The following is a 13,912-nucleotide window of genomic DNA, read 5'->3' on the forward strand; positions in this document are numbered from 1 at the left end:
ACCAGATCAACCGCCTGCCGCTTGTAGTCGTCCGTAAACGACCGACGTTGACGTCCTTCCATCCGACACCTCCTGGCTCTTCGAGCCTACTACAGGTGTCCATCAGTTCGGAGGAGGTTCAGGGGGTGCTGTTCGTATTTGACCCCCGGTGTCCTGGTTCAAAGTTAGCAGTGTCCTAATTCGTTATCGGCGGTTGCCAAACCATTTGCCGCCGAGATTAACGAACACAGCTGCAAGCAACAGTAACGGCCCACACCAAAACAGAATGTCGGCCGTCACTTGCTGGGCGTCGGTCAGGTAGATGGTTGCTGCGCGCCATCTAATCGCATGGGTCGCCCCCGAAACGGGTTCGATCGGTGCGTTTTTAAGGAACCAGAATTCGAGAATAGCGTAGGCGACAAGCGACGCGAAAGCCGCTGCCACCACAGCCCTTTCCGCCAACCGCCATATCTTTTGCGTCATTCATATTCCTTGGCCGCCTCGGTTGGCGGCCTCTTCATCTTGATCATCGCCTTTGTTGCACACCGGATTGCAACCAGAGAGCGATAACTATCTTCCCTACCAAGTGGCTGCCTCCAAAACCCTTTCGCCGCTGGTCCGTATCTATCGGCGGCTGGGGATTATGAGGGCCCGGCTGTCTAAAGCAGCGCGTCTGGGTAGTTTTTCAAACCCGGAGGCGCTGTTCGTTTTGGTGGCCATTTCCGAACCCGCGAGTGGGTTAGCTGAGGCCTGGGTACCGCCGATATTTGCGCGTGCGGGACTAACGAAAATCCGCGGATGCGCCCGTCACTCTCTTTCGCGATCCTGTCCTGATTTGAGGTCGCGCTGGATCGACAGCGCATCGGCCGAATGTGGACGCAAGATAGGCATCGACCAGACAGATCACGCCAAAAATGGCGATCGCTGCGGCCACCAGCATGTCGCCAATTCACATCCATATTTCCCTCGCCGGGTTGGTCCCAAAACTGCGGACTTTTTCATTTTTTTGCAGGCGACAAATGAAAGCTCCCGCCGCGCTGAAACACAGCAGGGCCAGTCTGATCCCTAGCCGATTGAGCTTACACGCGCCTTACAGCACGCCCCCACGACAAAGCCCCACCGTGCCGCGCTGGCACCACGGCGGGGCCTGATGACAACCGAAGGGTATGAGGAGACTTCGGGGCCATCCGGCCAGATACGCTCCCGCCCGCTGCCTGGTTTCAGGGTTCTCATTTCGCGGAAATAGCCCGTTGCCCGGTATGTGGGGAGAGGTCCCATGACCTCCCATCACACCAAATGGTCGGCGACTACCCTTCGACTGGGCAATTGGCCCCGTCTGGAACGAAGCGGCCGGCCGCGTCATTATAGCAAGTATGCTGCATGGCACAAAAAATGCTTCGGTTGGGTGATCGAAATACTGTTGGCCTTGCTGAGTATATTCGGTGCGGGTTTCGGAGCGGGATATGGTCTCCGGGAAGCGATCTCACGCCGGCGTCGAAGAGAATACCGGCGCTCGATGGCCTGAAGCGGCTCGCCTTGGCAAAACAAAGGCCCCACCGCGCTGAGAACGCGGTGAGGCCAAACTGATCCGACTTGGGGGGCTTGTTCCTTGGCGGACCTACCAAAATCCTAGCGAACCGAGCTTACATGCGCCTTACATCGCTGCCGCAGATCCCCGCGTGGCGACGACCCGGCGTTTCCCGACAACAAGAAAAACAACGGCCCCGTCACGCTGAGGGTACGTGCCGAGGCCGCCGGCCCCTGCGGATGTTCTGGGGGACCAGAACTTAGGGCAGCGCAACATAACGAGCGCCCGCGAACGGGAGTGTGAGCCCTTTCACAAATGGCGGTTTTGAATCCGCGGCTGAGGTATTTTTTCAACGGCACCGCGGTGCGCGGTTTGATTCCGACGACCCACGCACCGATGGCCTGATTTCGGATTTGTCTCGCGGCTCAGTTCGATGGCGGCCGCACCCAATCGCTTTCGTCGAGGCGCGAACAAGCCGCGGCTCCCTCCAAATGGATGATGAACCTTATTCCGAGTGGACAGACATATAGGAGACTGGGGCGGATTTCAGGGGCCTTGGTGACTAAACCAGCGCCGCCAAGCGATCATATTCCGCTTGGGCGGCGTTGTGCTTTTCTGGAAGTAATCTCCCGCCCCCGCCTGTTGTCTGCATGACGCGGACGATGAGAAAGCCTTGAAGCGGCGAAATCCCCGGCATTATGATCGTGCGCAAAATAGCCATTTAACAGGCTGTTGCCGATAAACTGTTGCCCGGGAGGCTTGCTTGGAGGGCTGGCTGGTCGACGAGTTTCTGGTGCTCGGTCTGGTCCCGTTCCAGAACTGGATGCTGCTCGCCATCGCCATCGTCGCTTTCAGCATCGCCGTTTCCGCGTGGTGGGTCCGCGACTAAGCTGGCTGATTTAAAGCGGCGTGGCAAAGCGCCAATCGACGCCGAGCATCCGTATTTGCACGGTCCCCGACAGGCGCTTTTTGAGTAGCGCGTGCAGTCGCGATCAGGCGTGTGCTTAAGGCATCGCGCAGAGCTGACCCGTCAGGGCCACAATTTTAATTGCGCGGCAGGGGTCGTCGGCTCGTTGTGAACTCGGTCGACGGCCCCGCCCGAACGGGCTGCGAAGTGTCATCACACCCTGGTGCCGTAACACCAAACGTAAATCGCGCCGCCGCCGTCCGCCCATCACACGGACCAATTGAGGCTGTTTTCCGGCCAGCGGATTTATCTGGCCATGGACGGCTCAAAAAAATTCCATCCTCTCGTTTGCCCCGGAAAGGCCAGCAATTTTCGGAAATAAATGCTAAGATGGCGTGCGACCCGTTCTGTCACTGTTTGTCCAGACGGCCACGCGGCCTTACGTTGATCGCGAGTTGATGATGACTGTACACGCCCCCAAGCTTCTGACGCCTGAAGAATTTGCCTCGCTGATCGAAATCGCAATCGCCTCCGACAATCCCACGGTGCCGCCGCATCACATGTCGAAGCTGATCAGCCTCGGCTATGTCCTGGAAACCGCGAAAGGTCCCCGCGTGACCGGTGATGGCCTGATTCGCATTACCGAGAGCGAATAGCGCGAAAATCCCGTAACCTCCCGGAATTGATCCACAGCCGGAATGGGCGTCAAATAGAGCCGTTTCGAAAGGGCCCGAGAGCCCGGCGGCCGGTTTATTTGTGGATAGTGTTATGCCGCGCTACTTCTTTCGCATCCGAAATGGCCGCTATTCCGGCGCCTCCGAGCACGGCGTCGAGTTAGCCGATCACAACGCGGCCTGGGAGGAGTTGACCCGCTCCTGCGCCAACATCGTCAGCGGGATCTGCCGCAAGCTCGGCCGGAATACGCAGTGGGAAATGGAGCTGTTGGACGAGCGCAAACGGCCGGTTTTCCGGATTTGCCTGGTGGCGGATTCGCTGGACGATCAATCGAAAGCCGCCGTCAGAAAACGGCGGCCTCGCGCTGAACGATCCGAACAGACGAAAGCCGGTTCTCGTCCTACCCCAACGCGCAGCGTTAGTTAGTTAGGGGAAGTGCCGCTGCTGGCCGCGGTGCCGCTCTTGGTCTTCGGCTTGGCCGACGATGCCGACTTGGCCGGCGAAGAGGACGGCGCATCCGAGCGCACGCCGCCCCAGGGATCGGAGGGCGCCTTCTGATCCGGAATTTTCTTCAAGGAGTCCTTATAGGCTTTTTCCTGCGCTGACTCCGCGTCCTTTTCTTCCTGGGTCTTGCCAGGCTTGTCCTGCAACAAATTCAATTTGGGAATCTGCGCGAACGCTGGCGAAGCCAGCAGCATGATCGCAGCCACAAGTACTGCCGATCCGAAATCCCTGCGCCACATGGAAAACTCCCTGTCTTCTGGCGATAATATATCATCGCCCTGTCCGCCGCGCCAAGCGGTCAGGAGCCGCAGGCCACGAGCCCAGCATCGTTCAAAAATGGTCGGATTTGCAGGATTTTTGCGACGGAAGCCAGTCATCCCAGATCGGACCGCATTTGGTGCAGCCGTTCAGCATCAAAGCCAAGGCAAGCACACCCAGAATCATTGCCGAACGTTTCAACATTTCCGACCTGTCCCCTAGTGCGGCGGTTCAGAAGTCCGAAACGTGGCTCCGTAAAAAGCTACGAACTTCGGAATCGGGACACTAGCCTGTGCATCAATAAGTGTGGCACACGCAATTTTCAAGACGACCCCTCTCGCAATCGCGAAGTGCGCCGGGGTAAGATCGGCTGATGCGGCGGACGGCGATCTCTTTTATCACGATGGCGGGCATTGCGCTGACGCTTTCGGCCTGCGGCCTCGCCGACAGCCGGTCGCCGTTGCCGCTGCCGGATTTCATGCGCTCCAAGCCTTCCGATCCGCCGCCGCTCGAGCAGCCGCCCGATGTCCGGCGCATGGTTCGCGAAAGATTGGACCAGGTCTTTGTCGCCCAATCGAATCCGCAAAACGTGCGGGTTTCCGAGCCGCGCCACGAGCTTCGCGGGCTCGGCTGGTCGGCCTGCGTAAAAGCCGAACTGACGTCAGCCACCGGAAAGCCGCTGGGCGAGGAAACCTATCGCATCTCGATTAACGGCGGCGTCATCATCGACCGGCAGCGCATCCTGTCCGAGGACACTTGTACTTCCGAAACCTATCAGCCGATCTAAGTCGAAGAGGTCTGGCTCAGACCCAATGCCCAAGCCGCAGCGCCACAGCCATGGTCGCCTCACGCAATTCATCGGCGAGCTTGCGGTCCTCGATCGCGCGCGCCAGCACCATGCCGCCGAGACAAAGCGCGGTGAGCGAGAGCGCCACCTGCCGCGAAGGTTGCGCGTTGGGGGTCATGCCTTGCTCGAAGGTTTCGACCATCATCCGCAGCGCCGACTCCTGTGCTTCCCGCACGGACTGTTCGGTTCGCGAGACGTCGTTGGGAAGGCCGATCAACGGGCAGCTCCCCTCGAGATCTTCGAGGTGATGACGTGAGAGATAGTCGCGCAACAACGTGACCGCACGATCCGACGCCTTGTCCGAGTTCGCGATATCTACCTGCTTTTCGGTGACGAAACAGGAAATCGCCTCCGCATAAAGCTCGCTCTTGCTCTGGAAGTAACTGTAGAAACCACCGCGCGTCATCCCGGCGCCTGCCATGATTTCGTCGATGGAGGCCGCGGTGAAACCGTGGCGATTGAAAAGCTGCAGCGCGCTCTGAATGATTTTCAGCCGCACTTGCTCGCGATGATGAGTCTGTCCCATGTCTGCCCCGGCCGTTGCATTTGCTCATGCGCATCCATCGACAAGGACCGATCCGGCCGGCTGAACATTCCTTGATCACGAAAATGTAATTGCGGGAGTGGCGATGCCGGATGCTCCGACTACTCGGACCGTCGCGGCCCCATGAGACCGAACGGCCGGACCATCGCCGAAATTTCGCGCGTGGGGTCGTCAATGCCCGGTTAACGATAAAGATCAAATTGAATCTCCGGCCAAGAGCATTTTCCGAACTTTCCGCTAGCGTTGCGCCCTTGGGGCGGAACGCGCGGGTGCGACGCCCGCGTCACATTGCGACGGGAAGTGGAACGTGGCTGAAATGGCTGAGATCGCTGGCCTGTCCCGTCCATCGGCGGACAATGGCGCGAACAAGCGCCTGTCGGTGCGTGCTGATTCCGTACAAAATTTGCCGCGCCCGGGCTTCGCTGCGCTGGCTTCTGTCCCCGTGGAAGAATGGCGCGCGCTCGCCGAGCGCGCCGTCGAACCCAACGGTTACTATCTGCCGGCGTGGGAGCTGGCCGTCAACGCAACGGTACGCGGCCGCACGGGCGTCGCCGCGCTCAGCGCCTGGCGCGATGCGTCGCCGAATAAGCTGGTGCCAAGTGAAGACCCGGCGAGCGAGCTGCCGCGGCTGATCGGCCTGTTGCCGGTCGTCTCGCTGTGGCGCGCCTGCAAAATTCCCCTGCCCGCTCTGGCGAGCGCGAGCCCCTATGGCACGCTGTGCACGCCGCTGCTGGATCGTGGCCTGGCTGAGGAAGCCTCCAAAGGTTTGATCAGCGAAGCGCGAAGAGCGGGAGCCCGTGCGCTGATCCTGCGTGACGTCTCGCTCAACGGTGCGGCGATGAAAGCCCTGACGCAGGCGCTGCGGCAGGATGGCCTGCAGCCGATCATCCTGCATTCGCATCTGCGCGCTTGTCTTGACGCCCGGCGCGAGGCCGACGAGGTGCTGCGCGATGCACTCAGCGCTAAGAAGCTGAAGGAGCTGCGGCGCCAGCGCAACCGCCTCGCCGAAGAGCACGGCATGGTGCGGTTTGCGGTCGCCCGCACGACCGAGGAGGTCGCTCACGCGGTTGAGGTTTTTCTCGCGCTGGAAGCCAGCGGCTGGAAAGGCGAACGCGGCACTGCGCTTCGGCAAGACACGGGCGATTTGATCTTCATCCGGAGCGCGACGCGTGGGCTCTCCGAAACCGGCCAGTGCGAAATCGTGACCCTGCATGCCGGCGAAACGCCGGTCGCCGCGGCGATCGTGCTTCGGCATCAGGACCGCGCCTTCTACTTCAAGCTCGGCATCGACGAGCGCTTTGCGAAATTCTCGCCCGGCGTCCAGCTAACGCTCGACCTGACGCGCCATCTGTGCGCCGACGCGGTGCTGGCGACCGCCGATTCCACGGCGAGCGCCGATCATCCCATGATCAACCCGATCTGGCGTGGACGGCTGAAGATCGGCGATGTGATCCTTCCGTTGCGGCGGAACGATCCGGTGGTGTCCGCGATCCATGCGGCGCTGACCGCGCGACACCGGTTGCGCGAATGGGCGCGAACCGCGATCCATCGGCTCCGCCCGGCAAAATAAACGAGCTACTCGGCGGCTTGCGCGTTCACTTCCGCAGAAACCTGCCGGATGGCGGCGGCGAGTTGCTCAGGCGGTTGCGCGCCCGACACCGCGTATTTCTGCGCGAACACGAAGGTCGGCACACCGGAAATGCCCTTGTCGGACGCCTCCTTGGCCTGCGCCGAAATCAGTTCGACGTCTTCGTCCGTTGCAAGCCGCCGGCGAATATGCTCGGCATCGAGCCCGACATCGGCCGCCGCCTGGACTAGCACGTTGATATCGGTGAGGTCGCCGCCGTCGCGGAAATACAGTTCCATCAGCCGCTGCTTCATCTCGGCCGCTTTGCCTTCGGCTTCCGCCCAATGAATCAGGCGATGGCAATCGATCGTGTTGGGCTGCCGTTTCACCAGATCAGGCCGATAGGTCAGCCCCTCCTCGCCCGCGGCCGTAACCACCCGACCCGCAATGCCCTTATAGGCCTCGACCGAACCGAATTTGGTGGTGAGATAATCCTCGCGACTGATGCCCTCGCGCGGCACCCAGGGATTGAGGAAAAACGGCCGCCAGTGCACCTCAACCGGAACATCCGCGACTTGCGCCAATGCGTTCTCGATCCGGCGCTTTCCGATATAGCACCAGGGGCAAACGACGTCGGAGACGATGTCCAGTCGAACCGGCTTCAGGGTGCTCATCGGGCAGACCTCTTGTTGGGATGACCGCCAAGAGATAGGCCGCCGGCCTACCATGGACAAGGGCGCCTATCGCAGGCCCGCCGCCATGATCCGCAACCGATCCGCGGTGAATTCGTCGGCCGGAAACAGCGTCTCCAGCGCCAGTTCCGACAACGTGACGTCGACCGGCGTGCCGAAAATCATCGTCGCCGACATGAAGCTGAGAACGTCGTCGCCAAGCCGCAGCTTGAGCGGAATGGCGACGCTGTCGGGCGGCAATGGCGCCGATCTCGCAGGGATCGGATAGGTCTTCAGTTCGGCATAGAGCTTGATCAATCCGGGATCGGCGGTGGTCTCGCATTGACGGCGCAACCGCTCCAAAAGATGCCCGCCCCATTCCGCGATGTTCACGGTGCGCGCGGCCAGCGCTTCGGGATGAAGGGCGAGCCGGAAAATGTTGATGGGCGGCGTCATCAGCCGCTGCGGAACGGTGCCCAACAACGGCATCACCATCCGGTTCGCCGAAACCAAATTCCAGTGCCGGTCATAGGCCAGCGCCGGGTTCGGCTCATGCGCGCGCAGCACGAGATCGATCGCCGCGCGCGCCGATTCGAGCGCGGGATCGTCGAGCGAGCGTTGCGGAAACGCCGGCGCAAAGCCGGCCGCAACCAGCAGCACATTGCGTTCGCGCAGCGGCACGTTGAGCCGTTCGGCTAATTTCAACACCATGTCACGCGAGGGCGCCGCGCGGCCGGTCTCGACGAAACTCAGGTGACGCGTGGAAATCTCGGCGTCTTCAGCGAGATCAAGCTGGCTCAAATGCCGGCGCAGCCGCCACTGGCGCAAGTGCTCGCCGATATGGATGGGCTCGGGGCTCTCGGCGCGGGCCGTGGCGGGATGCGCACTCATGAGGCGAAACCTATCACGCGGAATTCAGCGCTTCCATTACCTGCGACGTAATGGATCGGTCTCTGACGCGCTGTCATCGTTGCGGGAGGCGGAGATGACGCGCCGATCGGCGCGCTGATCATCTCCGAACCCTGGAGGAGAACCACGATGATGATCCCATCCCACTTCCTGCGCCGCGCAATTGCCGCCGACGCGATCTTCAGCGGCGCGGGCGCCGTGATTTTCACCCTTGGCGCCGGCGAGCTTGCACCGCTGTTCGATCTGCCGGAAGCGTTGTTGCGCGAAACCGGCCTGTTCCTGATCGCCTATGCGGCGTTCGTCGGCTGGCTCGCCACGCGTCAGTCGTTCCCGAGGATCCTGGCCGGAATCGTCGTCATCGGCAACGCGGCGTGGACGCTCGCCAGCATCGCGCTTCTGTTCAGCGGTGCGGTGACGCCGAATTTGTTCGGCGAAGCGGCGGTGGTGGCGCAGGCCATTGCCACCGGCATCTTTGCCGAACTGCAATTTATCGGCTTGCGGCGGAGCGGCGACATGATCGCCGCTTGAGGCCGTTGGTATTAGGCGGAAGCCTGCTGCGCTTCATCCACTGTCGTCGCCGCTGACATCACGAGGCTTGGCGTGAAAGCCGTAGAAGCCTCTGCTGGCGCGGCGATCGGCTGCTCGGCAGCAACCATCGGAGCGACCGATTTCGGGCGGCGGCGCCGGGCCGACGTCGCGCCGCTCACGCGAACCCCATTCAAGACCTTGCGCTTGCGGTCCGGCTTGAGTTCGGCTTTCGCGTTGCTCTTCGTTTTCGCTTTGGCTGTGACCAGCGGCTTGGTACGGCGCTTCGCGTCGGACTTGGCATTGGACTTGGCGCTGGCGCGCTTGGCCGCTTCTTTTTCGGCCTTCTTTTTGGCTTTGCGTTCCGCCTTCTTCAATTCCTTCGCCTTCAACCGCAACCGTTCGGCCCGAGCTTCAGCGCGCTTCTTCTTGCGCTTTTTCTCGCACGCGTCGCATTTGCAGCCGATCGGCTTCAAATAGGCTTTGAAATAGTCGGTGCCGTAGTCGTAGTTGATCTCCTCGCCCGGCTCGATGTTCTTGACCGCGCGAATGAAAACCTTGCGCTTGCGCGGGCGGACATCGCTCTCCGCATTCGGCTTGCAGGCGTGATTGATGTAGCGGGCGACATTCTTGCGCACCGAACCGTCGATGGTCCAGCGATTGTTGAGTTCGAACAGGTATTTGTTCTCGATCGCGTCGTCTTTTTTCTTTTTGGAATCCAGCAATGGCCCAAAATAACGGATGATTTTGGTGCCCTTCTTGATCCGCTTGGTGGCGAAGAGGCCGAGTCCGGTGCGGGAACGGGCGACGCGATAGGGTTTCTTCGGCGAAATGACAGGCATGACGATGAGGCAACTACAACGCTGATGATGGCAAGGGACGCGACAAGGGATCGCTGGCCGTAAAGTTCTAGGACGATTCCAGGCAAATGTCAGGCCTTTCGCGACGTTTGTGCGAACCGTCCCCACATTTGGAAGGCTGCAAGTGGGCCTCCGCCGAAAGATGCGCTATACGGCTAGCATTTAGCCTTGCATTTAGTCGTCCTTGGAACCTGTTCGGGTTCGCGACAAATCATCAGGAGACATCGATGGCCGTGGACGGAAACTGGAACATCACCATGAGTACGCCGATGGGCGATCGCCAGACAACGCTAAGCCTGAAGAACGCGGGCGGCGCGCTGACGGGCACGCAAGAGGCCGAAGGCAACTCGGCCGAGATTTTCGACGGCAAGGCCAATGGCGACGACCTTTCCTGGAAGGTTTCGATCACGAACCCGATGCCGCTGACGCTCGAATTCACCGGCAAGGTTTCCGGCGACAGCATTTCCGGCGAAATGGGCATCGGCCCGATGGGCAGTTTTCCGTTCACCGGCACGCGGGCGTAAGAGCCGTCCTTAAAGAGCGATCGAGGCAATGTTAAACGGGGGAACGGTTATCATGCCCAAACTTGCGCTGATCGCGACAATCGACGTTGTGGAAGGACAGAGGGATCGGCTCCTGCCGTTGCTCAGGGCGCATGGAGCCCGCAGCCTGAAGGATGAGCCCGGCACCCTTCAGTTTGAAGCCCTGGTGCCTCGCGAGGATGATACAAAATTGTTAGTCTATGAAGTCTTTCGCGACGATGCCGCCTTCGAGGAGCATCAAAATGCAGCTTCCATCGCCCGGTTCCGGAAAGAAACTGACGGAATGTTTGAGAAGATATACGCGACGAGATGCACGCCCGCAGAATAGCTAGAATTTCGGAAACTCAGAAATCGAACGAGCCATGGCTTGGCATCTCGAACGCGTCCCGCAGTTCGCTACCGGGGCAAAGCAGACCTCGCGATTTTCGGTACTGCCCGTGTTTGACCCCTGGTATCCTTAGGCCGGCCCCCAGCGGCAGGTACCGGCCCGTTTCCGCGCCTGGTAACCTCATTCGCAGATGTTTCGCAGAACGCAGTGCAAATAGATGGACTTACGAGCCTGTAAAGCGCCTAGTCGATCCATCGACGCGCTACCTTTTGGCTCATATTGATGACTGAGAGTTCTGTAGCGCTCCCGCCCGATCCTGGAAGGAGCGCATATGGCCCGGTTTCTCAACGAATCCCCGACACTGTACCAACGCCTAATCGCAGAAAAGAAGCGTCTTCCAATTGAGTTGGATCTGGCCGAACCCGGCACGACCAGAGACCGGCTTCTGGAGAAGCTTCGCGATCTTAATACCGCGACCCACATCAATGAGTGGGTTTCATCGCCGGGTTTGCGCGCACCGATATGAGGCCTCGATGAAGATAGCACTTCTGGTGGCGTTGCTCGCATCCCTGCCGAAGGACAGGCTGCGGCTGCGCCAGTCCCGGAGCCCCCATCGACACTCGAGCAGATCAAAGCTGATCGGGCCAAGGCCAAGGCCGATGAGGAAAACGGGCCAAAGGCCCGTTTTTGGGATCGCGGCGCCAATGGAAAGCGTCCATGGGACTCTTCGAAGGAAACCCCGGTGACGAAAGTGTGAGGGTGCCTCAGGTGGCGGCCTCTTTCATTTTGGCTTTTCCGATCGGGGCGGACCCTCAAACGGCCGCAGGAAGATTCACGTCAATGCGGAGAAAGCGCGCCGACGACTTACGGTATAACGCCTTGCGGTAGATCGTTTGTCCAACACCGATCACTTAGCCTTTTACTCAGCTTTGGCTTCCTCAGCTTCGCGGGCCAGTCTCATGGCTTTCAATCGTGCTCGATTTTCCTGAAAAGCCTTTTGCGCACGCTCGTGCTCGGTCATGGCTTTGACAGCCTCGGCTTCCCTGAATAATTTCCGGGCTTCGCGTTCGGCCGGTGTCATGACCTTCCGTTCAAATGAGTCCTTCATTTCAATCCTTGCATCTCAATCTTTGCATCTCAATCCTTGACGGCGATCTCTCGAACGCTTCGGAGATATCGCAGGCCCTCGACAGCGAGGGCGTTCTCGTCGACGTCAGATTTTCCGGCCAAATGGCTCGTCACCTTCTCTCTGGCCGCCCTTTCCTCATCGGCGGTGAGGTTGACGATCATTCCATAGGTTCTCATCACGCGGTCGATGGCTACTGCCTGCATTGCATTGATCTCCCCTGATCTCGACTCGCTTAACGCACCGGAGGAACTTTTGTTCCATGCGCAGGATCGGCCGATTGGTTGCCGCGAGGGCCGGCAGGCGTCGGGACCCCAGACCTCACCCGGTCACGATCCCGGCACGTTGCGCCGCCGTGGCCGTTTGGGGTGGTTCACCACGCCGAGCAGCGTCGGTCTTGGTTAACCTGTGCTTCCGGGTCTCAAGCGGATGGGAACGACGCGCCGTCCCCCTTCCGTTTGATCTGAAGCGGACATCCCTTCCCTGTTCCGCCATCCCGATCTGGGCTATCAACAACAGGTCCCGCAGAGCCCGCGCCAAGACGGGTGACACGCGCCGCACCTCAGGGAGGTACCCGATGCCGATCGCCGCTTTAGCTTCGGACGAATCCGTTCGCGCCACGCTCAACACCCTCCTCGCCAGTTGCGCGATGGCACTCCATCGGCCGCCATCCGGATTGACCGGCTGAACCGCTGCATTGCGCTGCTGGTGGATCATCGCAGCGACATCGAAGCGGCGTTAAGCGCCGATTTTGGCGCGCGCTCCAGCCATGTCACGGCCTTTGCCGATGTGGCGACTTCGATCGGTCCGCTGAAACATGCGAGGAGCCATGTGGCGCGCTGGATGAAAACCGAACGACGGGGCACGACGCCCGGCATCCTCGGTCTTTTCGGCGCCAAGGCGGAGATACGCCACCAGCCCAAAGGTGTCGTCGGCGTCATCAGCCCGTGGAATTTCCCGGTCAACCTGACCTTCGGCCCGCTGGCCGGCGTGCTCGCCGCGGGCAACCGGGCGATTGTCAAGCCTTCGGAAATGACGCCTGTGACCTCCGAACTCATGAAGAAGATGTTTGCAAGCGCCTTTGACGAAGCGGAAATCGCTGTCGTCACCGGCGGTCCGGACGTCGGCCAGGCCTTCGCCGGTCTTGCGTTCGATCACATCATCTTCACCGGTGCCACGTCGATCGGACGTCACGTCATGAAGGCCGCCGCCGAGAACCTGGTGCCGATCACGCTTGAACTGGGCGGCAAGAGCCCGGTGATCCTCGGCCGCTCCGCCGATCTCGCTACCTCTGCCGCGCGCATCATGAACGGCAAGACTCTTAACGCCGGTCAGATCTGTCTCGCGCCGGATTACGTGCTGGCGCCTGCGGACAAGATCGGCGGCTTTGTCGAGGCGGCAAAATTCGCCGTCGGCCAGATGTTCCCGACCATCCGCGACAACCCCGACTACACCGCTGTCGTCGCCGACCGTCACTATGAGCGGCTGACGGGCTACGTTGACGACGCGCGCGCCAAGGGCGCTGACATCGTGGAAATCAATCCGGCCGGCGAAGATCTGCGTCAGCAACCGCACCGTCGCATGGCGCCAACATTGATTCTCAATCCGACCGACGACATGAAGGTGATGCAGGAAGAAATCTTCGGACCGCTGCTTCCGGTCAAGGCCTATCAGAAGGTCGATGAGGCGATCGACTACGTCAACGCGCACGCGCGTCCGCTCGGACTTTACTACTTCGGTTCGGACAACGACGAGCGGGATAACGTGCTGGATCGAACCACGTCAGGCGGCGTGTCGGTCAACGACGTAGTGATGCATGTGGTCCAGGAAGAATTGCCGTTCGGCGGCATCGGACCCGCGGGCATGGGCGCCTATCACGGCCATGACGGATTCCGTGAGTTCAGTCACCGCAAGTCCGTGTTTCATCAGATGAAGAACGACTTCGGCCTGCGGATGCTTCGCCCGCCCTATGGAGCCGCGATCACCAGATATCTCGCGTCGCAGATCAAACGCTAAGCCAAATCGGCATAGGGGGCGACCTTTTGGGTCGCTCCCCTGCCACACCACCCGGCATGCGGGTCCGCACCGGGCGGTTCGAGAGGTTGAGGTCATGAGAGACGGGGCAAGCCCAGCCGATCGAAC

At 60.6% G+C, this 13,912-nt stretch carries 18 protein-coding genes and 1 pseudogene; 11 read left to right on the top strand and 8 right to left on the bottom strand.

The window, feature by feature from the left end:
• Positions 1-183: 183 nt before the first annotated feature.
• Entirely contained in the window at positions 184-462 is a 279-nt protein-coding gene (locus tag ABSE61_RS33660) for a hypothetical protein (RefSeq protein ID WP_423875495.1), read from the bottom strand.
• A 52-nt stretch (positions 463-514) separates the two neighbouring features.
• Between ABSE61_RS33660 and ABSE61_RS33665 the strand changes: the two genes are divergently transcribed.
• The 4 genes and pseudogenes from ABSE61_RS33665 to ABSE61_RS33680 all read left to right on the top strand — a co-directional run.
• Positions 515-1,048 (top strand): hypothetical protein, encoded by a 534-nt coding sequence (locus tag ABSE61_RS33665; protein ID WP_423875496.1) that lies wholly within the window; start codon positions 515-517, stop codon positions 1,046-1,048.
• 1,222 nt (positions 1,049-2,270) lie between these two features.
• On the top strand, positions 2,271-2,396 hold the full coding sequence (locus ABSE61_RS33670; protein WP_423875497.1) for a hypothetical protein: 126 nt from the start codon (positions 2,271-2,273) through the stop codon (positions 2,394-2,396).
• A 476-nt stretch (positions 2,397-2,872) separates the two neighbouring features.
• On the top strand, positions 2,873-3,070 hold the full coding sequence (locus tag ABSE61_RS33675) for a hypothetical protein (RefSeq protein ID WP_423875498.1): 198 nt from the start codon (positions 2,873-2,875) through the stop codon (positions 3,068-3,070).
• Between the two features lie 112 nt (positions 3,071-3,182).
• Positions 3,183-3,413, top strand: a pseudogene (locus tag ABSE61_RS33680) (DUF6894 family protein); the annotation flags it as partial.
• 98 nt (positions 3,414-3,511) lie between these two features.
• On the opposite strand, the gene ABSE61_RS33685 reads toward ABSE61_RS33680, so the two are convergent.
• Positions 3,512-3,832 carry a hypothetical protein gene (locus ABSE61_RS33685; RefSeq protein WP_423875499.1) on the bottom strand — a complete coding sequence of 107 codons (321 nt, stop codon included), beginning with the start codon at positions 3,830-3,832 and terminating at the stop codon, positions 3,512-3,514.
• 392 nt (positions 3,833-4,224) lie between these two features.
• Between ABSE61_RS33685 and ABSE61_RS33690 the strand changes: the two genes are divergently transcribed.
• Positions 4,225-4,638, top strand: coding sequence for a lipoprotein (locus ABSE61_RS33690; protein WP_423875500.1), 414 nt, complete (start codon positions 4,225-4,227; stop codon positions 4,636-4,638).
• Positions 4,639-4,654: 16 nt separating this feature from the next.
• Here the strand turns inward: ABSE61_RS33690 and ABSE61_RS33695 are convergent, their stop codons facing one another.
• Entirely contained in the window at positions 4,655-5,224 is a 570-nt protein-coding gene (locus ABSE61_RS33695; RefSeq protein ID WP_423875501.1) for a TetR/AcrR family transcriptional regulator, read from the bottom strand.
• A gap of 325 nt (positions 5,225-5,549) precedes the next feature.
• On the opposite strand from ABSE61_RS33695, the gene ABSE61_RS33700 reads away from it, so the two are divergent.
• On the top strand, positions 5,550-6,812 hold the full coding sequence (locus ABSE61_RS33700) for a GNAT family N-acetyltransferase (protein ID WP_423875502.1): 1,263 nt from the start codon (positions 5,550-5,552) through the stop codon (positions 6,810-6,812).
• A 5-nt stretch (positions 6,813-6,817) separates the two neighbouring features.
• Here ABSE61_RS33700 and ABSE61_RS33705 read toward each other — a convergent pair whose 3' ends face one another.
• Positions 6,818-7,483 carry a DsbA family oxidoreductase gene (locus tag ABSE61_RS33705; protein ID WP_423875503.1) on the bottom strand — a complete coding sequence of 222 codons (666 nt, stop codon included), beginning with the start codon at positions 7,481-7,483 and terminating at the stop codon, positions 6,818-6,820.
• Positions 7,484-7,549: 66 nt separating this feature from the next.
• A complete protein-coding gene (locus tag ABSE61_RS33710; RefSeq protein WP_423875504.1) occupies positions 7,550-8,371 on the bottom strand; it encodes a helix-turn-helix domain-containing protein in 822 nt (273 codons plus the stop codon).
• Positions 8,372-8,518: 147 nt separating this feature from the next.
• Here ABSE61_RS33710 and ABSE61_RS33715 point away from each other — a divergent pair, with 147 nt between their 5' ends.
• The gene (locus ABSE61_RS33715; RefSeq protein WP_423875505.1) at positions 8,519-8,917 is read left to right on the top strand and encodes a hypothetical protein; all 399 of its coding nucleotides are present in this window, start codon (positions 8,519-8,521) and stop codon (positions 8,915-8,917) included.
• A gap of 11 nt (positions 8,918-8,928) precedes the next feature.
• On the opposite strand, the gene ABSE61_RS33720 is transcribed toward ABSE61_RS33715, so the two are convergent.
• A complete protein-coding gene (locus tag ABSE61_RS33720; RefSeq protein ID WP_423875506.1) occupies positions 8,929-9,756 on the bottom strand; it encodes an SET domain-containing protein in 828 nt (275 codons plus the stop codon).
• Between the two features lie 245 nt (positions 9,757-10,001).
• On the opposite strand from ABSE61_RS33720, the gene ABSE61_RS33725 reads away from it, so the two are divergent.
• The 3 genes from ABSE61_RS33725 (at position 10,002) to ABSE61_RS33735 (ending at position 11,170) form a co-directional block, all read left to right on the top strand.
• Positions 10,002-10,298: a hypothetical protein gene (locus ABSE61_RS33725; RefSeq protein ID WP_423875507.1), complete on the top strand. Its 297-nt coding sequence runs from the start codon at positions 10,002-10,004 to the stop codon at positions 10,296-10,298.
• Between the two features lie 52 nt (positions 10,299-10,350).
• Complete coding sequence (locus ABSE61_RS33730; protein WP_423875508.1) at positions 10,351-10,644, top strand: putative quinol monooxygenase; 294 nt, start codon at positions 10,351-10,353, stop codon at positions 10,642-10,644.
• 331 nt (positions 10,645-10,975) lie between these two features.
• Positions 10,976-11,170, top strand: a complete 195-nt coding sequence (locus ABSE61_RS33735; protein ID WP_423875510.1) for a hypothetical protein — start codon at positions 10,976-10,978, stop codon at positions 11,168-11,170.
• A gap of 393 nt (positions 11,171-11,563) precedes the next feature.
• Here ABSE61_RS33735 and ABSE61_RS33740 read toward each other — a convergent pair whose 3' ends face one another.
• Together ABSE61_RS33740 and ABSE61_RS33745 are read right to left on the bottom strand one after the other, a co-directional pair.
• On the bottom strand, positions 11,564-11,725 hold the full coding sequence (locus tag ABSE61_RS33740; RefSeq protein WP_423875511.1) for a hypothetical protein: 162 nt from the start codon (positions 11,723-11,725) through the stop codon (positions 11,564-11,566).
• Positions 11,726-11,781: 56 nt separating this feature from the next.
• Positions 11,782-11,976: a hypothetical protein gene (locus ABSE61_RS33745; RefSeq protein WP_423875512.1), complete on the bottom strand. Its 195-nt coding sequence runs from the start codon at positions 11,974-11,976 to the stop codon at positions 11,782-11,784.
• Between the two features lie 436 nt (positions 11,977-12,412).
• Between ABSE61_RS33745 and ABSE61_RS33750 the strand changes: the two genes are divergently transcribed.
• Complete coding sequence (locus ABSE61_RS33750) at positions 12,413-13,786, top strand: coniferyl aldehyde dehydrogenase (RefSeq protein WP_423875513.1); 1,374 nt, start codon at positions 12,413-12,415, stop codon at positions 13,784-13,786.
• Positions 13,787-13,912: the final 126 nt, after the last annotated feature.

The organism is Bradyrhizobium sp. (genome assembly GCF_049519115.1).
GTDB lineage: Bacteria > Pseudomonadota > Alphaproteobacteria > Rhizobiales > Xanthobacteraceae > Bradyrhizobium.

Bases quoted from the DNA above. Each gene is read 5' to 3' on its own strand.
- ABSE61_RS33725 (WP_423875507.1), top strand. From the start codon at position 10,002: ATGGCCGTGGACGGAAACTGGAACATCACCATGAGTACGCCGATGGGC.
- ABSE61_RS33685 (WP_423875499.1), bottom strand. From the start codon at position 3,832: ATGTGGCGCAGGGATTTCGGATCGGCAGTACTTGTGGCTGCGATCATG.
- ABSE61_RS33660 (WP_423875495.1), bottom strand. From the start codon at position 462: ATGACGCAAAAGATATGGCGGTTGGCGGAAAGGGCTGTGGTGGCAGCG.
- ABSE61_RS33695 (WP_423875501.1), bottom strand. From the start codon at position 5,224: ATGGGACAGACTCATCATCGCGAGCAAGTGCGGCTGAAAATCATTCAG.
- ABSE61_RS33720 (WP_423875506.1), bottom strand. From the start codon at position 9,756: ATGCCTGTCATTTCGCCGAAGAAACCCTATCGCGTCGCCCGTTCCCGC.
- ABSE61_RS33735 (WP_423875510.1), top strand. From the start codon at position 10,976: ATGGCCCGGTTTCTCAACGAATCCCCGACACTGTACCAACGCCTAATC.
- ABSE61_RS33740 (WP_423875511.1), bottom strand. From the start codon at position 11,725: ATGACACCGGCCGAACGCGAAGCCCGGAAATTATTCAGGGAAGCCGAG.
- ABSE61_RS33745 (WP_423875512.1), bottom strand. From the start codon at position 11,976: ATGCAGGCAGTAGCCATCGACCGCGTGATGAGAACCTATGGAATGATC.
- ABSE61_RS33715 (WP_423875505.1), top strand. From the start codon at position 8,519: ATGATGATCCCATCCCACTTCCTGCGCCGCGCAATTGCCGCCGACGCG.
- ABSE61_RS33730 (WP_423875508.1), top strand. From the start codon at position 10,351: ATGCCCAAACTTGCGCTGATCGCGACAATCGACGTTGTGGAAGGACAG.
- ABSE61_RS33710 (WP_423875504.1), bottom strand. From the start codon at position 8,371: ATGAGTGCGCATCCCGCCACGGCCCGCGCCGAGAGCCCCGAGCCCATC.
- ABSE61_RS33705 (WP_423875503.1), bottom strand. From the start codon at position 7,483: ATGAGCACCCTGAAGCCGGTTCGACTGGACATCGTCTCCGACGTCGTT.
- ABSE61_RS33675 (WP_423875498.1), top strand. From the start codon at position 2,873: ATGATGACTGTACACGCCCCCAAGCTTCTGACGCCTGAAGAATTTGCC.
- ABSE61_RS33690 (WP_423875500.1), top strand. From the start codon at position 4,225: ATGCGGCGGACGGCGATCTCTTTTATCACGATGGCGGGCATTGCGCTG.